Genomic DNA, 20985 nt, shown 5'->3' with positions numbered 1-20985 from the left:
GGTTACCGCTTCGTAGAGACTAAGAAACTTCCAAACGGCGACATTGAACATGTCTACGAAAAAGTGAAGACCAGTCACAAGGATAAGGAAGGCAACGACATTCCAGGATATCCAAGTGAAGATGGCGAACAACCTAAGAAAGACATTCCAGGCTACCGCTTCGTAGAGACTAAGAAACTTCCAAACGGCGACACTGAACATGTCTACGAAAAAGTTGTTACTGCCCCTCAACAAAAACCGACTAAAGCAACCAAAGAATTACCTAATACTGGTACAGAAGATCACTCTAGCCTAGCAGCTCTTGGACTTCTTGGAGTATTGAGCGGATTTGGTCTTGTGGCACGCAAGAAAAAAGAAGACTAATGTTTTAATCATTAAAGATTAAACAAAGGAATTCAATTTCATAAATGAAAACCCAACTAATCAAGCGATTAGTTGGGTTTTTTAGGAGGTTATTGGCCATAAGTACCAATCCCATGTCAATTCTTACTTGACGTTTGCCTCTTAGATTACATCTCTTGTAACCCAAACAAGCCTTTATCTGCCCAAAGACAGGTTCCACATCAATCTTGCGTTGAGCGAAAATCTGTCTACCTTCAGGAGATAAAAGCGCCTGACATTCTTTAGCTTTCAAGTGTTGATAACGTTCGTTGATATATAGTCCCTTTGGAGGGGCTATTTCAGGTTCATCAGCGGAATAAACCTTGATTTCCTGTTGAAAGTCCGTCTGTGTTTTCTGATGTTTGATATGGTGAAAACGATAGCACCAGCCATCAGGATGTATATAGCTATCCTCCTTGTTATCATAGTGCCAATTCGCTAAGTTTCTAGCCGACTGTTTATACCCTTTCTTCTGTTCCTGATCAAACATGGCATATTTAATCAGATGCTTCACCTCCTTTTCATCTAAACGAAGAAGGTTCTCTTCACTTCCATATCCAGCATCTGCGACAACTGTCTTTAGGTCATGTGGATAAGTTTCAAGTAAGGGCAGGAGAGTCTTTGTGTCTGTCGGATTTGAGAAGACATCATAGTGAAGCACAAATTGGTTTTCAGTAGCGATTTGAAGATTGTAGCCAGGTTTGAGTTGTCCATTTCTCATGTGATCCTCCTTCATCCGCATAAAAGTGGCATCTGTATCTGTTTTAGAAAAGCTGTTACGCCCGTCAAATATCTCTTGATAGCTCTCATGCTTTTCAGCACGTACTGAAAAATCATCCTTGACTTTACGCAGGACTTTCTTGAGTTTACGACGTTGGGTTTTACGTTCGTCCTCTCCTTTAAGGGGTGTCTCCTCAATGTCTTGGTTCAGTTTTTCCAATTCTTCTTCAAGGACTTGAGCGAATTCAATCAACTGCTCTGAAGAAATCGGCTCTTCTTCATCCATCCTAATAGCTTGATGGATAAGGGGAGTGATTTCTTCTTGGAAATAGATCTGTATCTGTTCTTGAAGTTTTGGCGGAAAACTTGTCTGTCGCTTTCTTCCAAACAAAACTATACTTGTTGGCGTTGGCTGCAATCTTAGTCCCGTCAATAAACAGACAATCTAAGGTCACTAACTCTTCCATTTTTAAACGAAGATTGAGGTCGATGAAAAGATCACGAATGAGTTCTTCCATCCCTTTAGCGACTCGAAATCGATTGATGGTGCGGTAGCTGACAAGCAACTGTCCTGTTAGGTATTGCATAGCGAGATTTTCAATCATCATTTTTTCAATTTTTCGTCCAGAGAAAATCCCTTGTGAATAGGCAAATAGTAGAGTAGCTACAAGCATTTTAGGGTGATAAGACGGGCGACCGAAGGTATGATAGAAAGCCTGGAAGTGACGATCCTCCAAGGCATTCACCACTTTTTCAATGGTAAAGACAAGATGATCTTGTGGCAAGAAAGAATGGATTTCTAGTGGTAAAGTCGTTTGATTTGTGTTATAGTGAATATGCGTGGGATAGCCTTTCTAAATGGTTTATTGAGCAATTCTATTTTAGCAAGACTGTCGCAATCATGCAAAAAGCAACGGCAAATCCGTTGCTTTTTTTGTAGCAAAGGGACTATTGTCCCAGACTCCTCAATTGTTTTTGGATCGTCGAGCAAGACGCAGTGGTTGAGTGGGCTCTACTACGCTGATTTCATCAGCTTTTACAGCCCTACTCAACTGTGCGGAGGCGGGACGACGAAATCGAATTCTAACGAATTACCGATTTCTGTCCCACTCTCTTTTGTCATGTTTACAAGAGGATAAGGTATAGAACTAGACCGATGAAAATATTTTTCGGCCTTTTTTTGTTTTTCCTTGACAGTTAAATTGTCAGAATTTATAATAAAAGAAGAAAGGCGATAACGGTGTTATCGAATTAAAATCATGAAAAAAGAAACAGATGAGTTAAACGAAAAAATCTTGGAAAGCGCAAGGAGTGAGTTCTTGGTTTATGGCTATCAGGATGCTTCACTGCGGAGAATTTGTCGCGCTGCTGGCTTGACGACTGGGGCTCTTTATAAGCGCTATGAGAGTAAGGACAGTCTCTTTACTGCTCTGCTTGAGCCTACTCTGACAGCCTTAGACCAGTATGGACAAGATCAGAAGCGACGTGACTATGCTTTTCTAGAAGAGGGACACCTGTCTGACATGTGGGCACATCGCTTAGAGGATCTCCAGTCCCTGATGCGGATTCTCTATAAGTATAAGGATATTATGCAGCTCTTGCTCTTTAAATCTCAGGGTTCTTCGCAAGCGGACTTCAGGATGCGTCTGCCTCATTTGGCTGCTAACGAGACTTATCGCTATTTGGAGCTGGCTTACAAAGAGGGGAAAATCAATCATTTGGTCAAACACGAGTTTCTGCGATCGTGCATGACAGCTTATTACACAGCTGTATTTGAGCCCTTGGCTCAAGACTGGCCCCAAGAGCAGGCGCTGGAATTTTGCCATTCCATCATGGACTTGTTTGACTGGGGAGGTTTGCTTGGTTTTTGATAGAAAGAAGGAAATTCTATGAAGAAAAAATCTGTTCTTGCTTGGATCTGGGACTTTGTTTCCCTTCATAAGATATATTTTGTGCTCAGTCTAATCTTTGCCTTTGCCTCTGTGATTTCAGGATTTCTGCCTTATTTCTTTATTGGCGGAATGATTAATCAGCTCTTGGCTGGCAATAAAAACTGGGATTTCTACCTGCAAGAGTCGGCTTGGGTGGCTCTGGCTTGGATTGGCTACTGGGGATTTCACGGTATTTCCACCATGCTGTCACATACGGCAACTTTTAAGATTCTAGCAGAAATGCGGCACCGCTTGACAGATAAGCTAGCAAGGTTGCCTTTAGGTATAGTGCTTAGTCAGTCATCAGGCAGCTATAAAAACATTATCGTTGAGAGGGTGGATGCGACCGAAACGACCTTGGCTCACCTAATTCCAGAGTTTACTGCTGGGATTTTTGGTCCGATTATTGTTCTCATTGCCATGCTGGTTATCGATTGGCGGCTGACCTTGCTGTCTCTCCTGACTATTCCCGTCGTGGCGCTGGCATATATACGAATGGTTGCTAATAGCGAAACTGACTATCAAAATACTCTGGTCAAGACCAAAAAACTCAATGATACAGCGGTGGAATACATCAATGGGATTGAGGTTATCAAGGTTTTTGGCAAGGAAAAATTTTCTTACGATAAGTTTGTGACGGCTGCTAGAGAAGGAGCAGATTGCTTTATTGAGTGGATGCACAAGTTCAATCTGGAGATGGGCATTGTGACTGCATTTCTGCCATCAGGCTTGCTCTTTCTGCTGCCGGCTGGCTGTTATTTCTATCTGCAAGGTAGCTTGACTGCCAGCAATTTCATTCTGATGATTATTCTTTCGCTCAGTCTTCTGACTCCTCTGATTTTAGTGGCTAGTTACATGGACGATTTACGGAAAATCGGGACTATTTTTGGCCAAGTCATTGATATTTTGGAAAAGCCTGATTTGAAAAGACCTCAGGATTTGCGAGAACTTCCAAAAGGAAGGGATCTGGTCATGACGAATGTCAGCTTTGGTTATACAAATGAAGAGGAGGTGCTACATGGAATTTCGTTAGATATTAAGACTGGTAGCATCAATGCTTTAGTTGGGCCATCTGGCTCAGGTAAGTCTACAATTGCCAAGCTTCTAGCTTCTTTCTGGGATGTCACTTCTGGCCAGATTACTTATGGTGGCTTGGACATTCGCCAGCTTCCGCTAGACTATTACAGCCGGCAGATTGCTTACGTGACCCAGGATAATTACCTCTTTGATGAGACTATTATGGAAAATATCCGGATGGGAAATCCAGCAGCTTCTGATGAAGATGTCATCGAGATTGCCCGTCGCTGTGGCTGTTATGACTTTATCATGAACTTGGAAAATGGCTTTGAGACTCAGGTAGGCTCTGGCGGTGGTCATCTATCTGGTGGGGAGCGTCAGCGGATTGCCATCGCCCGTGCCATGCTTAAGGATGCGCCGATTCTTATCTTGGATGAAGCGACTGCTTATACAGATCCGGAAAATGAAGCACGGATTCAGTCCAGTCTAGCTCGTCTGATTGAGGGACGGACCTTGATTGTCATTGCCCACAGGCTGTCTACGATTATGAGTGCAGACCAGATAGTCCTGGTCAATGATGGTCGGATTGAAGCTAGGGGTCGGCATGAAGAGTTGCTGGCAGCTAGTCCGCTTTATGCTTCCATGTGGCGGACCCATATTGCTACCAGGGATAGTGGTGAGATGGAAGGAGGGCTGACCCATGCTTAATATACTGAAGAAATTCTTTGATTTTTGTACGGCAGAGGACCGTAAGAAATTTTATCAGTCCATTTATCTGGGCATCATCAAGTCCTTTATCATCGCTCTGCGTATCCCAGCAATCGGCCTAGTTCTTATGGGACTGATTGAGAAGAATCTCTCTATGCAGACCTTCTGGCTGGCTCTAGGAATCATGCTGGTATCCACTGTGCTAAACGTTTGGATTACCCTGAAAATCACCATGCTGCAGACGGAAGCGGGCTATCACACTTGTGCTCAGAAGCGGATTGAAATTGCCGAGCACATGCGCTATCTACCCATGGGTTACTTTAATCAAAATAGCTTGGGCAAGATTACCAGTGTTACAACTAATACGCTGGAAGGACTGTCTGATGTAGCTACCAGAGTGGTTATGATGACTGTGCAGGGCTTTCTGACGACTGGTCTCATCACTATTTTGGTCTTTCTATATGATTGGCGGGTTGGTCTGGTTCTCTTGGTGGGTCTCATTCTCTTTCTCCTGCCTAATACCCTCATGCGTTGGCAAGTTGGTAAGGTTTCTGATGACAAGTATCAGGCAGATACGGACCTAGTAGCTGTTGTTTTGGAGTATAGCCAAGGGATTGCTGAAGTTAAGAACTACAATCTGGTCAACCGTTCTGCTAAGAAGCTGTCCAAGGCTATTGAAGGCAAGAGTCAGCTAGATACCAAAATGACACTCGTGACCTCACCTTACATTGCCCTCCAGGGCATAGTGACCAAGCTGACCGGTCTCTTTATGGGGCTTTTCTCTATCTATTTTTATCTCAATGGCAGTATGGAACTGCTGGTAACCATTATGATGATTGTCAGTGGTTTTATGATTTATGAAAATCTAGACGGCGTTGGCTCTTTCTCTTCTCTCCTGCGCATTGTTGATCTGTCGGTTGATATGGTCAATCAAGTCTTGGCTATCCAGCCGATGGACATCAGTGGTCAGGACATTGAACCTAAGAGCAGCCAGATTGAGCTGAGAGATGTTGGCTTCTCTTATGGAAATAAGAAAATTATTGACCAGGTTTCCCTCACCATTCCCGAAAAAACAACAACTGCCTTGGTCGGACCTTCTGGCTCTGGCAAAACAACGCTCTGCTACCTCATCGCCCGCTTCTGGGATGTGGATCAAGGCAGTATCAGTCTGGACGGACATGATGTTAGAGATTACAGCTATGACAGCCTGATTCGTAATTTCAGCTTTGTCTTCCAAAGCGTCTATCTCTTTGAGGATACCATTGCCAATAACATTCGTTTTGGGAAGCCAGAGGCCAGTCAAGAAGAAGTGATAGAGGCTGCTAAGAAAGCTGCCTGTCATGACTTTATCCTCTCACTGCCTGATGGCTATGATACCAAGATCGGTGAAGGAGGTGCTAGTCTTTCTGGAGGTGAGCGTCAGCGCATTTCCATCGCACGGGCTATTATCAAGGATGCGCCTATTATCATTCTGGATGAAGCAACAGCCAATGTTGACCCAGAAAACGAAGAAGCCCTCATGCAGGCTATTCGGGCTCTGACTCGAGATAAGACCATTATCATGATTGCCCACCGACTCAAGACGGTTGAGCATGCAGACCAGATTCTAGTGCTGGATCAAGGCCGCATTGTCGAACAAGGAAAACATCAAGACTTACTAGCCAAACAAGGTATCTATAGTAAGTTTATCCAAGAAAGAAAAACAGCTGCCAGCTGGAGGATAGATACGGAAAGTTAAAGAAATATCTTTGCTAACAGGAGATTTGCGTCGTCCCACCTCCGCACAGTTGAGTAGGGCTGTAAAAGCTGATGAAATCAGCGTAGTAGAGCCCACTCAACCACTGCGTCTTGCTCGACGATCCAAAAACAATTGAGGAGGCTGGGACAAAAGTCTCTTTGCCACAAAAAAGCAACGGCACAAAACCGTTGCTTTTTTTGGAGATAAGGGACTATTGTCCCAGATCTTTTTTCTTGTGTTTTATATCGAGCTGTGATATATTCTATATAACGAAGTGCGATATATCGAACTGAATAGGAGGTGCCTATAAATGGAATTAACAGATAAGATCAGGCGTGTTTACCTTCCCATGACTGAAACGGGTTTTTATATCTTGTTTTGTCTACAGAAGGAGAACCATGGATATGGTATTACACAAAAGGTCAAGGAGATGACAGATTCGCAAGTTTCGATTAGTCCAGGGACCATGTATGGGACCTTGTCAAAGATGGAAAAGGATGACTTGATTTTCTTTGTCCGAGAAGAGGAAAAACGGAAAATTTATCAGATAACAGATTTGGGACGAAAAGTTTTGGAGATAGAATTGAAACGTATTGAACGACTTTACAGAAATAGTCGGGAGGAAGGATGATGGAAAAGAAAAGTGTTTACCGAATTTTTACCATTGCGGATTATGATAGGGAGGCTCTATACTTTAGAGAAATACATGCTAAAGGCTGGAAACTTAGGAAAGTAAGCTATTCTATCTTGTTGTTTGCAGTTAAGTATACCTTTGAAAAGTGTCAGCCTGAACAAGTGTCTTATCAGTTGGATTTTTACCCAATGAGAACATCAGAGAGAACCTCTTATTTGCAACTGTTTAAAGACTGTGGCTGGGAGCATATTACAGACTTCAATAGTTTTTCCTATTTTAGAAAGGCACATTCTGAGATTGAATCGGATGCAGAGTTTGAAATTTATAATGATGTTACTGGGAAGTTAGATATGGTTCATCGGATTTTAAGACTGCGGTTGCTTCCTGTTTTGTTTTTCTTGTCAATGTTGATTCCGTTGTTCTTAAAGTTGCTCAGTGAAAGAGACGTTTTTAGCGGGCTAGTATTTTTGCTTACTATCATGGATTGTGTTTTATTTTTTGCTCTTGTGATTCAGATTTCTTATATTTTTTGGAGATTGTTCCAAAAGTGGAAAGAATTATCTGATAGTTGAAACAATACTTGTTTTCTTATTTGGAGGTCAGGCAATGAATAGCAAAGTACAATTTCGGATTTTCACCATTGTCGATTTGGACAAGGAAGAAGAGCATTTGCATGAGATGCACTTGAAAGGTTGGAGCTATAGAACTAGTCGTTTTGGTTTTTTCTATTTTTAACAATGCCAACCAGATGATGTCATCTATCATATCTATGATTCTCGCAATCTTAAAAAGTGTAAGCATGAACTGCAAGATTTTAAAAATAGAGGTTGGGAATCGATAGAAACAGGTTTTTGTTCAATTCTTCGTAAATCAGCTTCTGATTTACTTCCGGAGGATCAAGTCTATATGAATAAGGGGCTCAGGTGGGAAGTTATGCGGTCTAGACTTCGTTCATGTACAGCTACTTTCTTAGGTGGTTTTGTTGTCTGTATGAGTTTATTTAGAGAAGATCTTTCTATATCTTTCTTCATTATTTTTGTTCTATACGCTTTCCTGATTTCTTATCTGATCTATGGATATTACAGACTTAAAAGGAAATACCAAGTAGATGAAAGATAAGTTTCTAGGTCCTCAGACCGATTTTTAGCACTCTTGGGAAAAGAGTGCTAATTTTTTGGGTTTTTGTCTTGACATTATCTTTCAAGGGTGTATAATAGAATCATGAGTTAGCACTTGAGTGTATTGAGTGCTAATTGATCAGACAGAGAGGAGTGATGAGATGGTTACAGAGCGTCAGCAGGATATTTTAAATCTGATTATTGACATCTTTACCAAAACGCACGAACCTGTCGGATCCAAAGCCTTGCAAGAGTCTGTTAACTCTAGCAGTGCAACCATTCGTAATGATATGGCGGCTTTAGAAAAGCAGGGTTTGCTTGAGAAGGCTCATACTTCAAGCGGTCGGATGCCAAGTGTTGCTGGTTTTCAGTACTATGTGAAACACTCACTGGATTTTGACCGACTGGCTGAAAATGAGGTTTATGAGATTGTCAAAGCCTTTGATCAGGAATTCTTCAAGCTAGAGGATATTCTGCAAGAGGCTGCTAATCTACTAACAGAGTTGAGTGGCTGTACGGTAGTGGCGCTGGATGTTGAGCCGAGCAGGCAACGGTTGACAGCTTTTGATATCGTTGTTCTAGGGCAACATACAGCCTTGGCAGTATTCACCCTAGACGAGTCGCGAACGGTTACCAGTCAATTTCTGATTCCAAGGAACTTCTTGCAGGAAGATTTGCTGAAACTGAAGAGCATCATTCAGGAACGTTTCCTCGGTCACACGGTTCTAGATATTCACTACAAGATTCGAACGGAGATTCCGCAGATTATCCAGCGTTACTTCACAACAACGGACAATGTCATGGATCTCTTTGAACACATTTTTAAAGAAATGTTCAACGAAAACATTGTAGTGTCGGGCAAAGTCAATCTCTTGAATTTTGCCAATCTAGCAGCCTATCAGTTCTTTGACCAACCGCAAAAGGTGGCTCTGGAGATTCGTGAAGGTTTGCATGAAGATCAGATGCAAAATGTCCGTGTTGCAGACAGTCAAGAGTCCTGTCTAGCAGACCTAGCGGTTATTAGTAGTAAGTTCCTCATTCCTTATCGAGGTTTTGGAATTCTAGCGATTATCGGTCCGGTCAATCTGGATTACCAGCGATTGGTCAACCAAGTCAATGTGGTCAATCGTGTTTTGACCATGAAGTTGACAGATTTTTATCGCTACCTCAGCAGTAATCATTACGAAGTAAATTAATTTTGAAATCATTAAAGGAGGCGAAAATGGCCCAAGATAAAAAAAACGAAGAAATAAAAGAAGAGGAAGTTGTGGAAACAACTGAAGAAACAACTCCTGAGAAGTCTGAGTTGGACTTGGCAAATGAACGTGCGGATGAGTTCGAAAACAAATACCTTCGTGCTCATGCGGAAATGCAAAATATCCAGCGCCGTGCCAATGAAGAACGTCAAAACTTGCAACGTTACCGTAGCCAGGACCTAGCAAAAGCAATCTTACCATCGCTCGACAACTTAGAACGTGCACTAGCAGTTGAAGGTTTGACAGATGATGTGAAGAAAGGATTGGAGATGGTGCAAGAGAGCTTGATTCACGCTTTGAAAGAAGAAGGAATCGAAGAAATCGCAGCTGACGGCGAATTTGATCATAACTATCATATGGCCATCCAAACTCTCCCAGCAGACAATGAACATCCAGCAGATACCATCGCCCAAGTCTTTCAAAAAGGATACAAACTCCATGACCGCATTCTACGCCCAGCCATGGTGGTAGTCTATAACTAGGCAATAGAGCTTAAAAATTTTGTCCGAAATGACAATAAACTATGAAAGAAAGATAAAAAAGTAGCTCAGCTTTGCAATAGTGAGCGAAGCGAACAAAAGACGATACTCTTCGCCGTGGCGCTATTTGCGCAAACTTTGAGACCTTAGGCTCAAAGTTTAGTCAAAGAGATTGACGAGTCAAGCTCTGACGGCGCCGCCACCTAAGAAGAGTATCAAAAAGAAAGAATATAAATTTTAAGGAGAAAAACACATGTCTAAAATTATCGGTATTGACTTAGGTACAACAAACTCAGCAGTTGCAGTTCTTGAAGGAACTGAAAGCAAAATCATCGCAAATCCAGAAGGAAACCGCACAACTCCATCTGTAGTTTCATTCAAAAACGGTGAAATCATCGTTGGTGATGCCGCAAAACGTCAAGCAGTTACAAACCCAGATACAGTTATCTCTATCAAATCTAAGATGGGAACTTCTGAAAAAGTTTCTGCTAACGGAAAAGAATACACTCCACAAGAAATCTCAGCTATGATCCTTCAATACTTGAAAGGTTACGCTGAAGATTACCTTGGTGAAAAAGTAACTAAAGCTGTTATCACAGTACCTGCTTACTTCAATGATGCACAACGTCAAGCTACAAAAGACGCTGGTAAAATCGCTGGTCTTGAAGTAGAACGTATTGTCAACGAACCAACTGCAGCAGCTCTTGCTTATGGTTTGGACAAGACTGACAAAGAAGAAAAAATCTTGGTATTTGACCTTGGTGGTGGTACATTCGACGTCTCTATCCTTGAACTGGGTGATGGTGTCTTTGACGTATTGTCAACTGCAGGGGACAACAAACTCGGTGGTGACGACTTTGACCAAAAAATCATTGACCACTTGGTAGCAGAATTCAAGAAAGAAAACGGTATTGACTTGTCTACTGACAAGATGGCGATGCAACGTTTGAAAGATGCAGCTGAAAAAGCGAAGAAAGACCTTTCTGGTGTAACTTCAACTCAAATCAGCTTGCCATTTATCACTGCGGGTGAAGCTGGACCTCTTCACTTGGAAATGACTTTGACTCGTGCGAAATTTGATGATTTGACTCGTGATCTTGTAGAACGTACAAAAGTTCCAGTTCGTCAAGCCCTTTCAGATGCAGGTTTGAGCTTGTCAGAAATCGATGAAGTCATCCTTGTTGGTGGTTCAACTCGTATCCCAGCCGTTGTAGAAGCTGTTAAGGCTGAAACTGGTAAAGAACCAAACAAATCAGTAAACCCTGATGAAGTAGTTGCCATGGGTGCTGCCATCCAAGGTGGTGTGATTACTGGTGATGTGAAAGACGTTGTCCTTCTTGACGTAACGCCATTATCACTTGGTATCGAAACAATGGGTGGAGTATTTACAAAACTTATCGATCGCAACACTACTATTCCAACATCTAAATCACAAGTCTTCTCAACTGCGGCAGACAACCAACCAGCCGTTGATATCCACGTTCTTCAAGGTGAACGCCCAATGGCAGCAGATAACAAGACTCTTGGGCGTTTCCAATTGACAGATATCCCAGCTGCACCTCGTGGAATTCCTCAAATCGAAGTAACATTTGACATCGATAAGAACGGTATCGTATCTGTTAAGGCCAAAGATCTTGGAACTCAAAAAGAACAAACCATTGTCATCCAATCGAACTCAGGTTTGACAGACGAAGAAATCGACCGTATGATGAAAGATGCAGAAGCAAACGCTGAAGCAGATAAGAAACGTAAGGAAGAAGTAGATCTTCGTAACGAAGTAGACCAAGCCATCTTTGCGACTGAAAAGACCATCAAGGAAACTGAAGGTAAAGGCTTTGATGCAGAACGTGATGCTGCCCAAGCTGCCCTTGATGACCTTAAAAAAGCTCAAGAAGACAACAACTTGGATGAAATGAAAGCAAAACTTGAAGCGTTGAACGAAAAAGCTCAAGGACTTGCTGTTAAACTCTACGAACAAGCCGCAGCAGCACAACAAGCTCAAGCAGGAGCAGAAGGCGCACAAGCAACAGGAAACGCAGGCGATGACGTCGTAGACGGAGAGTTTACTGAAAAGTAAGATGCAAAGCCCGTTAAAACCTCACAGTGAAAATAGAAAATCTGACGCAGAAACTCTAGTTTCTAGGAAGATTTATCTTTTTCACCAAGAGGTTAGGGCGTGCTCAATTCAGCACTACTAGTTTGATTTTTAAAACTTAAACTAGTAAGTATAAGAAGAAATCCAGAGGTTGCAACCCAGCCTCTGTTTTTCGGTAAAATAGAGAGAATAATGTTATGAAAAGAATCTTTCTTTTTTTAAAAAGTCATTGGAAAATCATACTTTTTGAATTAGTTTTCATAGCGCTATATGTTGCTAGTTCTTTTTGTATTGATAGTCTCCAAACAGAAAATTTTAAGATGCTGTCTATAGTTTTTTCAGCCGAGTTTTTTGTGGCGATGATAGTTGGAATTCCTACAGTATATTCTTGGTTTCATTATAAGAAAATATCGGATTCTGAGATTGAAGATTCACATTATGATAATAAGTTGCAGTTGTTACAGAATGTAGATGAACTTTTAGAAGTATATAAAAATAAAGGAGAAGTGCGAAAAATTGGTATTGAGATAGAGGATTTTCTAATAAGTTTGGACAATCAGTATACTCAGAAGCAGGAAGTATTGAAGCCACGAGATAAATTTTTAAACATTTATTACAGGTTTATAAGAGAAAAAATTAGTACAGATGAAGAGAGTATAGAGAGTGAAGAAAGAGATTCAGAATCACAAGAAAAATCCTCAAATATTTCTTCTAATTCTTCCAGTAGTTCACTCATTGAAAATGAAGATGAACAAGAGAATCCAATACAGGTTGTTAAAACAAAAGTTTCTAGAGAACTTGGTGTCCCAACTAAGAATATTCGCTATAGTAAAAATTATGAAGATGACGCTATAAAAGATGGTTTGAACTGGACAACTTGGTTTACTATCGGAAAAAATACTATTGATAAGTTACAAGATGAAGATAAGCAAATTTTTATAACTAATGTTAATGGTGAAGATATTAAATTTCAAATTCAAGGTAAGGATTTAAAAGATATTATTTCTGAAGGAAAACCTCGTAAACGTCGACGTGCAGGAAAAGAAGTCTATGACCTTTTCTTTGGACAAGATTTTGAAGGAAATTTTGTTGAAGGAAGGCATAAGATTGATTTGCAAAAATATAATATTAAAAGATTGTAAAAAAGTAAGGTATTAAATTATGAATAATACAGAATTTTATGATCGTCTGGGGGTGTCAAAAAACGCTTCGGCAGACGAGATCAAAAAGGCTTATCGTAAGTTTTCCAAAAAATACCACCCAGATATCAACAAGGAGCCTGGCGCTGAGGAAAAGTACAAGGAAGTTCAAGAAGCCTATGAGACTTTGAGTGACGACCAAAAACGTGCAGCCTACGACCAATATGGTGCTGCAGGTGCCAACGGTGGCTTTGGTGGTGCCGGTGGCTTTGGCGGTTTTGACGGAGCAGGTGGCTTCGGTGGTTTTGAAGATATCTTCTCAAGTTTTTTCGGGGGAGGCGGAGCTTCACGCAATCCAAACGCTCCTCGTCAAGGGGATGACCTCCAGTACCGTGTGAACTTGACCTTTGAAGAAGCTATCTTCGGAACTGAAAAAGAAGTCAAGTACAACCGTGAAGCAAGCTGTCGTACATGTAATGGATCTGGTGCTAAGCCAGGGACAAGTCCAGTCACTTGTGGACGCTGTCATGGCGCTGGTGTTATTAACGTCGATACGCAGACTCCGCTTGGTATGATGCGCCGCCAAGTAACCTGTGATGTCTGTCATGGTCGCGGAAAAGAAATCAAAGATCCATGTACAACTTGTCACGGAACAGGTCATGAAAAACAAGCTCATAGCGTACATGTGAAGATCCCTGCGGGTGTGGAAACAGGCCAACAAATCCGCCTAGCGGGTCAAGGTGAAGCAGGATTTAACGGTGGACCTTATGGTGACTTGTATGTGGTGGTTTCAGTAGAAGCTAGTGATAAGTTTGAACGTGAAGGAACCACTATCTTCTACAATCTGAACCTCAACTTTGTCCAAGCAGCTCTTGGTGATACTGTGGAAATTCCAACCGTGCATGGTGATGTTGAATTGGTCATTCCAGAAGGAACTCAGACTGGCAAGAAATTCCGTCTACGTGGTAAGGGAGCACCGAGCCTTCGTGGCGGTGCCGTTGGTGACCAATACGTGACTGTCAATGTCGTGACTCCGACAGGTTTGAACGACCGCCAAAAAGCTGCGCTTAAAGAATTCGCAGCTGCAGGTGACTTGAAAGTCAATCCAAAGAAAAAAGGCTTCTTTGACCACATAAAAGATGCCTTTGAAGGAGAATAAAGTAAAAAGAGCCGATTGGCTCTTTTTTGTGTTATCATTGAACATTTAGCGTCGAAAAATCATTTTCCAGATAGTCTACTATTTATACTTTTGAATGAGCAAGCCAGCTGCATCCATATCTTGGATGAGCTGCTTGAGTTCCGCTTCCTTGCCAGGCTTCACAGTGACAGTATCAATATGCTTGATTGCCGAATTATCCTGAATATCCACTAAAGTCAAAGCTTTTTCATAGAATGCAATTCCCTTTTTAAGACTTTCCTGATCATCCCAAAAGAGAATTGAGTAATTAGGGTTAAATGTCTTCCCGATTTCTTGGAGATACTTCTTGCTCTCCTCCTCTAAAAACTGAAATAAACCGTGATTGAACAAGTTGTCTCCCACCTTATAGTAGGAAATATCTCCTGTCTGTAGGACATAGACTTCGAGTCGGTTTTTGGTGAGTTTTGGACTTTCTTTTAGGACGGGGTGGCTATTGACAACCTCATCTGAGAAAGTAACATAAAAATTTAAGCCTCCACCCTCGTATTGATAGTGTCCATCTGATTCGACTTTCTCGGGAGGGAGATCAAGGGAGATAAAGATTTGTTTTAAGGTTTCATTCCCCTCACGGATGTCACTCGGTGAAGCCTTGAAAAGATTCATCAGTACTAGAAATGCCAGGACTGCAAGAAGGCTAAGGCAGCCACAAGGGATCGCGATGACCTTCGCTAGAACTTTTAAAGACTGTTTCATTTTCATTCCCTCCCTTTTCTGTTCGAATCTAGTAACCCAAAATGGATTTAAGGAAAGTTGGAGGCTTTCTTATTTTTGTTTTTCTTCTTGGAGGACCGCCATTCTAGTCTGGAAATCCTTTTCCAAGACTTTGAATTTATAGGTTAAATCTTTTTGGTATTCCTTGATAAGGGATTTTTGTTGGTCGATGATTTGTAGGCTGTTTTGGATGATATCCAAATCATCCTTGATAGCTTCGACGCGGTCAGTTGTATCTAGCACTTCATCCTGAATGGCTTGGCGATTTTTCACGACAAAATAACTTCCAGCTGCAGCTCCTGCAAATAGCAATAGATTGGATAGTTTCATGGCAACTCCTTAAGCATTTTTAATGGTTTCAGCGACTTGGGCGAGTTTGTCAAAGTCTGGTTCGTGGGCGATAAAGTCAATCTTAAGGTCATCTTCTGCACTGTAGCGAGGTACGAGGTGCACGTGTGTATGAAAGACCGTTTGACCCGCGACTTCCTCGCAGTTGGCGATGATATTCATGCCGACAGCTTTGGTAGCCTTCATAACTTTTTGAGCTACTAGTGGCACTTGGGCAAAGAGTTGGCTGGCACTTGCTGCATCCATCTCCAAAAGATTGCGATAATGTTCTTTTGGTACGACTAACGTGTGTCCAGGCGTTACTTGAGAGATATCAAGAAAGGCAAGAACCTGCTCATCCTCGTATACTTTTGAAGCAGGAATCTCCCCTGCGATGATCTTACAAAAAATGCAATCTGACATAAAATCCACCTCTACTGTATTGAATTTTGATATAATATAGCTACATTATACCAGATTCGGAGAAAATATGTTAGAAATTAAAAACCTGACAGGAGGCTATGTTCACGTTCCTGTCTTGAAAGATGTGTCCTTTACAGTTGAAAGTGGGCAGTTGGTCGGTTTGATTGGGCTCAACGGTGCTGGGAAATCAACGACAATCAATGAGATTATTGGTCTGTTGACACCTTACAGTGGAGAAATCAAGATTAATGGTCTCACCCTGCGAGAAGATGCGACCAGCTATCGCAAGCAGATTGGCTATATCCCAGAAACGCCTACTCTGTATGAGGAATTGACCCTCAGAGAGCATATCGAGACGGTTGCCATGGCCTATGGTATTGAGCAAAAAGAGGCTTTTGATCGTGTGGAACCTTTGTTAAAAATGTTTCGTTTGGATCAAAAATTAGACTGGTTTCCAGTACATTTCTCAAAAGGGATGAAGCAGAAGGTCATGATTATCTGTGCTTTTGTCGTAGATCCGAGTCTTTTCATCGTTGATGAGCCTTTTCTTGGCCTCGATCCGCTGGCCATTTCTGACTTGATTCAGCTTCTAGAAGTGGAAAAGCAAAAAGGCAAGTCCATTCTCATGAGTACCCACGTGCTAGACTCAGCAGAAAAGATGTGTGATGCCTTTGTCATTCTCCACAAGGGAGAGGTTCGGGCTCAGGGGAACCTCCAGCAACTCCGCGAAGCCTTTGCCATGCCTGATGCTAGTTTGAATGATATTTACTTGGCTCTGACCAAAGAGGAGGAGCTATGAAAGACTTGTTTTTAAAGCGAAAACAGGCTTTTCGTAAGGAGTGTGTCGGTTATCTCCGTTATGTTCTAAATGACCACTTTGTCTTGTTCCTGCTAGTTCTCATCGGTTTTCTAGCTTACCAGTACAGTCAACTCTTGCAACATTTTCCTGAAAATCACTGGCCTATCCTCTTGTTTTTGGGGATTGTATCTGTCTTACTTTTGGCTTGGGGAGGAATCGCGACCTATATGGAAGAACCGGATAAGCTCTTTCTCTTAGTCAGTGAAGAGGAGGTTAAGTCTCACCTCAAAGGGCAGACAGTGCGCTCACTGGTCTTTTGGCTTTTTGTCCAGACCCTTTTCTTGCTTTTATTTGCGCCCTTATTTTTAGCCATGGGCTATGGCTTGCCAGTTTTTTTCATCTATGTGCTTTTATTGGGAGCTGGGAAATATCTCCTCTTTCGCCAAAAAGCTAGTAAATTTTTTACTGATACTGGTCTCGACTGGGACTTTGTCATTTCCCAAGAAAGCAAACGCAAGCAGGTCTTGCTTCGTTTCTTTGCTCTCTTTACTCAGGTCAAGGGCGTTTCCAATAGTGTCAAACGTCGCGCTTATCTGGATTTTATCCTTAAAGTAGTTCAGAAAGTGCCGAGCAAGATTTGGCAAAATCTCTATCTTCGTTCTTACTTGCGAAATGGAGACCTCTTTGCCCTCAGTCTCCGCCTCCTCTTCCTATCCTTGTTAGCTCTAGTCTTTATCGAACAAGCTTGGATCGCGACGGCAGTGGTGGTTCTATTTAATTACCTCTTGCTCTTTCAGTTACTGGCCCTCTATCATGCCTTTGATTACCAATACTTGACCCAGCTCTTTCCACTAGAAAAAGGGAAGAAAGAAAAGGGATTGAAACAGATCATACTCGGTGTGGGAAGTGCAGTTCTTTTGTTAGAATTGCTGGTCGGAGCAGTGGTTTTTCAAGAAAAAATAGCCTTGTTGGCTCTTGTAGGAGCAAGTCTCTTCCTACAATTGTTTTATTTGCCTTACCAACTAAAAAGATTGGTTGACGAATAGACCAAAAACTAGTAGAATAGTAAGGAAACTTTATACGGAGGAAAGAAATGGACTTGGGTGATAATGAGCTAACGCTGACCCCTATCCCTGGGAAGAGCGGCAAAGCTTATATGGGAAGCTACCCTGATGGGAAGCGCGTCTTTGTAAAAATGAACACCTCTCCAATCCTACCTGGCCTAGCCAGAGAACAAATCGCTCCTCAATTACTATGGACTCGTCGTTTGCCAGACGGCCGTGATATGTGTGCTCAGGAATGGCTGACGGGCAAAATCTTGACCCCTTACGATATGAATCGCAAGCAGATTATCAATATCTTGAACCGCCTTCACCGCTCGCGTCCTTTGATGAAGCAGTTGAGCCGTTTGGGATACACCATGGAAACACCAGTTGATTTGCTACGTTCTTGGCAGCAAGGAGTTCCAGAAATCTTGAAGCAGAATCACTTTTTGAACAGTGTGATTGCTGAGCTAGGTAAGACGGTTCCAAGTTTTAGGGAAGACCATGCAACGATTGTGCATGGGGATCTTCGCCATAGTAATTGGATTGAGACAGAGAGTGGACTTGTTTATCTAGTGGATTGGGATTCGGTTCGCCTGACGGATCGTATGTTTGATGTGGCGCATTTGCTATGCCACTACATTCCAGATCATCAGTGGCGCCAATGGTTGAGAGACTACGGCTATAAGTACAATCAGACAGTGTTAGATAAATTGTATTGGTATGGTCAGTATTCTTACTTGAACCAGATTGCCAAATACTGTGAAAATCAAGATTTAGACAATGTAAACCGGGAGATTTATGCCTTGCGTGTCTTCCGTGACAAGTATGGAAAGAAGAGATGAGAGTTAGAAATCGTAAAGGGGCGACAGAATTACTAGAGGCCAATCCTCAGTATGTGGTCCTTAATCCCTTGGAAGCCAAGGGGAAATGGCGAGACTTGTTTGGAAATGATCATCCTATTCATGTAGAGGTTGGAAGTGGGAAAGGGGCCTTCGTATCCGGGATGGCCAAGCAAAATCCTGACATCAACTACATCGGGATTGATATCCAAAAGTCGGTATTGAGTTATGCCTTGGACAAGGTTCTTGAAGTTGGAGTGCCCAACATCAAGTTGCTGTGGGTAGATGGTTCAGATTTGACGGACTACTTTGAAGACGGTGAGATTGATCGTCTCTACCTAAACTTTTCAGATCCCTGGCCTAAAAAACGCCATGAAAAACGTCGTTTGACTTACAAGAGTTTCTTGGATACCTTCAAGCGCATCTTGCCTGAGAATGGGGAAATCCATTTCAAGACAGACAATCGTGGCTTGTTTGAGTACAGCTTGGTGAGTTTTTCTCAGTATGGCATGAAACTGAACGGGGTTTGGCTAGACTTGCATGCCAGTGATTTTGAAGGCAATGTCATGACAGAGTATGAGCAAAAATTCTCCAGCAAAGGTCAAGTGATCTACCGAGTTGAAGCAAAATTTTAAGAAATAGCTTGAAAACCAGCTGTTTGAGTGCTAATGCTTTACATAAATTGACAAACGTGCTATACTGATAGTAAGAATATGAGAAAGAGAGGCGGGGAAATATCTTCGCCTCTTGCTTATGAGGAGGTGGACGCAATCGCAACAATCGTAGAATTAGTCAGAGAAGTTGTAGAACCTGTCATCCAAGCACCTTTCGAGCTCGTGGATATCGAGTATGGAAAGATTGGCAGTGACATGATTCTCAGTATTTTTGTAGATAAACCCGAAGGAATTACCTTGAACGACACGGCAGACTTGACAGAAATCATCAGTCCTGTTCTAGACACCATCAAGCCCGATCCCTTCCCAGAACAATATTTCCTAGAAATCACCAGTCCAGGCTTGGAACGTCCTTTGAAAACCAAGGATGCCGTTGCTGGAGCAGTTGGAAAATACATCCATGTCGGGCTCTATCAAGCTATCGATAAGCAAAAAGTCTTTGAAGGAACCTTGCTGTCCTTTGAAGAGGATGAGTTGACTGTGGAGTATATGGACAAGACGCGTAAGAAAACCGTCCAAATTCCATACAGTTTAGTATCAAAAGCACGTTTAGCAGTAAAATTATAGAAAAGAAAGGATAGCTTTTGAGGATTCAAAAGTGAAGAAAACATGAGTAAAGAAATGCTAGAGGCCTTCCGCATTTTGGAAGAAGACAAGGGAATCAAAAAAGAAGACATCATCGACGCAGTAGTAGAGTCGCTTCGTTCCGCTTATCGCAGACGTTATGGTCAATCTGATAGCGTAGCCATCGACTTTAACGAAAAAACAGGTGACTTTACAGTTTATACTGTCCGTGAAGTTGTAGACGAAGTATTTGATAGCCGTTTGGAAATCAGCTTGAAAGATGCCCTTGCCATTAATTCAGCCTATGAGCTTGGTGACAAGATTAAGTTTGAAGAAGCGCCAGATGAGTTTGGTCGTGTAGCAGCCCAATCTGCAAAACAAACCATCATGGAAAAAATGCGCAAGCAAACACGTGCCATCACTTATAATACTTACAAAGAACATGAACAAGAAATCATGTCTGGTACAGTAGAACGTTTTGACAACCGTTTCATCTATGTCAATCTTGGCAGCATCGAAGCCCAATTGTCCAAACAAGACCAAATCCCTGGAGAAGTCTTTGCTTCCCATGACCGTATCGAAGTCTATGTTTATAAGGTTGAAGACAACCCTCGTGGTGTCAACGTCTTTGTCAGTCGTAGCCATCCAGAAATGATCAAACGCTTGATGGAGCAAGAAATTCCAGAAGTTTACGATGGAACTGTCGAAATCATGAGCGTAGCCCGCGAAGCTGGTGACCGTACTAAGGTTGCTGTTCGTAGCCACAATCCAAATGTGGACGCTATCGGGACAATCGTTGGGCGTGGTGGTGCCAATATCAAGAAAATCACCAGCAAATTCCACCCAGCTCGTTATGATGCTAAGAGCGACCGTATGATTCCTGTTGAAGAAAACATTGACGTTATCGAGTGGGTAGCGGATCCAGCTGAGTTTATCTACAATGCCATCGCACCTGCAGAGGTTGACCAAGTTATCTTTGATGAAAATGACAGCAAACGTGCCTTGGTCGTTGTACCTGATAACAAGCTTTCTCTTGCTATCGGTCGTCGTGGACAAAACGTTCGCTTGGCAGCTCACTTGACAGGTTACCGTATCGATATCAAGTCTGCCAGTGAGTTTGAAGCTATGGAAGAAGCAGGTCAAATTGATTACGCAACTGCGGACGAATTGATCGAAGAATAAAAGCTG

20 protein-coding genes and 3 pseudogenes are annotated in these 20985 nt (G+C 42.2%); 19 read left to right on the top strand and 4 right to left on the bottom strand.

All coding sequences use genetic code 11. The features are described from left to right. Positions 1–363, top strand: a 363-nt coding sequence (locus ATE34_RS10385) for an LPXTG cell wall anchor domain-containing protein (RefSeq protein ID WP_084912006.1), incomplete at its 5' end; no start/stop codon positions are given. A 4-nt stretch (positions 364–367) separates the two neighbouring features. Here the strand turns inward: ATE34_RS10385 and ATE34_RS10380 are convergent. Further along, positions 368–1937, bottom strand: a pseudogene (locus ATE34_RS10380) (IS1182 family transposase). Between ATE34_RS10380 and ATE34_RS11255 the strand changes: the two are divergent. From ATE34_RS11255 to dnaJ, 12 genes and pseudogenes are all read left to right on the top strand, one after another. Beyond that, positions 1904–2106 (top strand): annotated as a pseudogene (locus ATE34_RS11255) (hypothetical protein). The pseudogenes ATE34_RS10380 and ATE34_RS11255 sit on opposite strands and share 34 nt — an antisense overlap. Before the next feature lie 254 nt (positions 2107–2360). After that, a complete protein-coding gene (locus tag ATE34_RS10365; protein ID WP_000712306.1) occupies positions 2361–2972 on the top strand; it encodes a TetR/AcrR family transcriptional regulator in 612 nt (203 codons plus the stop codon). A gap of 18 nt (positions 2973–2990) precedes the next feature. Next, positions 2991–4757: an ABC transporter ATP-binding protein gene (locus ATE34_RS10360; protein WP_000730543.1), complete on the top strand. Its 1767-nt coding sequence runs from the start codon at positions 2991–2993 to the stop codon at positions 4755–4757. Further along, entirely contained in the window at positions 4750–6495 is a 1746-nt protein-coding gene (locus ATE34_RS10355) for an ABC transporter ATP-binding protein (protein ID WP_084912001.1), read from the top strand. Before ATE34_RS10360 ends, ATE34_RS10355 begins: the two co-directional genes overlap by 8 nt. Before the next feature lie 310 nt (positions 6496–6805). Continuing rightward, positions 6806–7126 (top strand): PadR family transcriptional regulator, encoded by a 321-nt coding sequence (locus tag ATE34_RS10350; protein ID WP_049537833.1) that lies wholly within the window; start codon positions 6806–6808, stop codon positions 7124–7126. After that, a complete protein-coding gene (locus ATE34_RS10345; protein WP_084912000.1) occupies positions 7126–7701 on the top strand; it encodes a DUF2812 domain-containing protein in 576 nt (191 codons plus the stop codon). The genes ATE34_RS10350 and ATE34_RS10345 overlap by 1 nt, the downstream gene beginning before the upstream one ends. Positions 7702–7735: 34 nt before the next feature. Then, a pseudogene (locus tag ATE34_RS10340) lies at positions 7736–8248 on the top strand (DUF2812 domain-containing protein). Between the two features lie 160 nt (positions 8249–8408). Then, complete coding sequence (hrcA, locus tag ATE34_RS10335; RefSeq protein WP_061599046.1) at positions 8409–9443, top strand: heat-inducible transcriptional repressor HrcA; 1035 nt, start codon at positions 8409–8411, stop codon at positions 9441–9443. A gap of 26 nt (positions 9444–9469) precedes the next feature. Beyond that, positions 9470–9985 (top strand): nucleotide exchange factor GrpE, encoded by a 516-nt coding sequence (gene grpE / locus ATE34_RS10330; protein ID WP_009730620.1) that lies wholly within the window; start codon positions 9470–9472, stop codon positions 9983–9985. 250 nt (positions 9986–10235) lie between these two features. After that, positions 10236–12059: a molecular chaperone DnaK gene (gene dnaK, locus ATE34_RS10325; protein ID WP_000034667.1), complete on the top strand. Its 1824-nt coding sequence runs from the start codon at positions 10236–10238 to the stop codon at positions 12057–12059. A gap of 215 nt (positions 12060–12274) precedes the next feature. Then, positions 12275–13219: a hypothetical protein gene (locus ATE34_RS10320; protein ID WP_061599042.1), complete on the top strand. Its 945-nt coding sequence runs from the start codon at positions 12275–12277 to the stop codon at positions 13217–13219. Positions 13220–13238: 19 nt separating this feature from the next. Beyond that, entirely contained in the window at positions 13239–14375 is a 1137-nt protein-coding gene (dnaJ, locus tag ATE34_RS10315) for a molecular chaperone DnaJ (RefSeq protein ID WP_084911998.1), read from the top strand. Between the two features lie 78 nt (positions 14376–14453). Here the strand turns inward: dnaJ and ATE34_RS10310 are convergent, their stop codons facing one another. From ATE34_RS10310 to ATE34_RS10300, 3 genes are all read right to left on the bottom strand, one after another. Then, on the bottom strand, positions 14454–15107 hold the full coding sequence (locus ATE34_RS10310; protein WP_007522798.1) for a hypothetical protein: 654 nt from the start codon (positions 15105–15107) through the stop codon (positions 14454–14456). Between the two features lie 69 nt (positions 15108–15176). Further along, positions 15177–15455 carry a hypothetical protein gene (locus ATE34_RS10305; protein ID WP_007522796.1) on the bottom strand — a complete coding sequence of 93 codons (279 nt, stop codon included), beginning with the start codon at positions 15453–15455 and terminating at the stop codon, positions 15177–15179. 9 nt (positions 15456–15464) lie between these two features. Next, positions 15465–15875 carry an HIT family protein gene (locus ATE34_RS10300; RefSeq protein ID WP_007522794.1) on the bottom strand — a complete coding sequence of 137 codons (411 nt, stop codon included), beginning with the start codon at positions 15873–15875 and terminating at the stop codon, positions 15465–15467. Between the two features lie 67 nt (positions 15876–15942). Between ATE34_RS10300 and ATE34_RS10295 the strand changes: the two genes are divergently transcribed. The 6 genes from ATE34_RS10295 (at position 15943) to nusA (ending at position 20979) form a co-directional block, all read left to right on the top strand. Next, positions 15943–16674, top strand: a complete 732-nt coding sequence (locus ATE34_RS10295) for an ABC transporter ATP-binding protein (RefSeq protein WP_007522792.1) — start codon at positions 15943–15945, stop codon at positions 16672–16674. Beyond that, positions 16671–17720 (top strand): ABC transporter permease, encoded by a 1050-nt coding sequence (locus ATE34_RS10290; RefSeq protein ID WP_007522790.1) that lies wholly within the window; start codon positions 16671–16673, stop codon positions 17718–17720. The genes ATE34_RS10295 and ATE34_RS10290 overlap by 4 nt, the downstream gene beginning before the upstream one ends. 47 nt (positions 17721–17767) lie before the next feature. Then, on the top strand, positions 17768–18562 hold the full coding sequence (gene ccrZ, locus ATE34_RS10285; protein WP_007522788.1) for a cell cycle regulator CcrZ: 795 nt from the start codon (positions 17768–17770) through the stop codon (positions 18560–18562). Next, a complete protein-coding gene (trmB, locus tag ATE34_RS10280; RefSeq protein WP_084911997.1) occupies positions 18559–19194 on the top strand; it encodes a tRNA (guanosine(46)-N7)-methyltransferase TrmB in 636 nt (211 codons plus the stop codon). Before ccrZ ends, trmB begins: the two co-directional genes overlap by 4 nt. 126 nt (positions 19195–19320) lie before the next feature. Next, a complete protein-coding gene (rimP, locus tag ATE34_RS10275; RefSeq protein WP_084911995.1) occupies positions 19321–19800 on the top strand; it encodes a ribosome maturation factor RimP in 480 nt (159 codons plus the stop codon). Between the two features lie 42 nt (positions 19801–19842). Further along, positions 19843–20979 (top strand): transcription termination factor NusA, encoded by a 1137-nt coding sequence (gene nusA, locus ATE34_RS10270; protein ID WP_084911993.1) that lies wholly within the window; start codon positions 19843–19845, stop codon positions 20977–20979. Positions 20980–20985 lie beyond the last annotated feature (6 nt).

The organism is Streptococcus oralis subsp. tigurinus, from assembly GCF_002093545.1.
In the GTDB taxonomy this organism is placed as follows: domain Bacteria; phylum Bacillota; class Bacilli; order Lactobacillales; family Streptococcaceae; genus Streptococcus; species Streptococcus oralis_C.
The sequence above is the reverse complement of the archived record's forward strand: the minus strand, read 5'-3'. Positions and strand labels throughout refer to the sequence as shown.

Coding starts and splice junctions, on each gene's coding strand:
- ATE34_RS10365 (WP_000712306.1), top strand. CDS start 2,361: ATGAAAAAAGAAACAGATGAGTTAAACGAAAAAATCTTGGAAAGCGCA.
- ATE34_RS10360 (WP_000730543.1), top strand. CDS start 2,991: ATGAAGAAAAAATCTGTTCTTGCTTGGATCTGGGACTTTGTTTCCCTT.
- ATE34_RS10355 (WP_084912001.1), top strand. CDS start 4,750: ATGCTTAATATACTGAAGAAATTCTTTGATTTTTGTACGGCAGAGGAC.
- ATE34_RS10350 (WP_049537833.1), top strand. CDS start 6,806: ATGGAATTAACAGATAAGATCAGGCGTGTTTACCTTCCCATGACTGAA.
- ATE34_RS10345 (WP_084912000.1), top strand. CDS start 7,126: ATGGAAAAGAAAAGTGTTTACCGAATTTTTACCATTGCGGATTATGAT.
- hrcA (WP_061599046.1), top strand. CDS start 8,409: ATGGTTACAGAGCGTCAGCAGGATATTTTAAATCTGATTATTGACATC.
- grpE (WP_009730620.1), top strand. CDS start 9,470: ATGGCCCAAGATAAAAAAAACGAAGAAATAAAAGAAGAGGAAGTTGTG.
- dnaK (WP_000034667.1), top strand. CDS start 10,236: ATGTCTAAAATTATCGGTATTGACTTAGGTACAACAAACTCAGCAGTT.
- ATE34_RS10320 (WP_061599042.1), top strand. CDS start 12,275: ATGAAAAGAATCTTTCTTTTTTTAAAAAGTCATTGGAAAATCATACTT.
- dnaJ (WP_084911998.1), top strand. CDS start 13,239: ATGAATAATACAGAATTTTATGATCGTCTGGGGGTGTCAAAAAACGCT.
- ATE34_RS10310 (WP_007522798.1), bottom strand. CDS start 15,107: ATGAAACAGTCTTTAAAAGTTCTAGCGAAGGTCATCGCGATCCCTTGT.
- ATE34_RS10305 (WP_007522796.1), bottom strand. CDS start 15,455: ATGAAACTATCCAATCTATTGCTATTTGCAGGAGCTGCAGCTGGAAGT.
- ATE34_RS10300 (WP_007522794.1), bottom strand. CDS start 15,875: ATGTCAGATTGCATTTTTTGTAAGATCATCGCAGGGGAGATTCCTGCT.
- ATE34_RS10295 (WP_007522792.1), top strand. CDS start 15,943: ATGTTAGAAATTAAAAACCTGACAGGAGGCTATGTTCACGTTCCTGTC.
- ATE34_RS10290 (WP_007522790.1), top strand. CDS start 16,671: ATGAAAGACTTGTTTTTAAAGCGAAAACAGGCTTTTCGTAAGGAGTGT.
- ccrZ (WP_007522788.1), top strand. CDS start 17,768: ATGGACTTGGGTGATAATGAGCTAACGCTGACCCCTATCCCTGGGAAG.
- trmB (WP_084911997.1), top strand. CDS start 18,559: ATGAGAGTTAGAAATCGTAAAGGGGCGACAGAATTACTAGAGGCCAAT.
- nusA (WP_084911993.1), top strand. CDS start 19,843: ATGAGTAAAGAAATGCTAGAGGCCTTCCGCATTTTGGAAGAAGACAAG.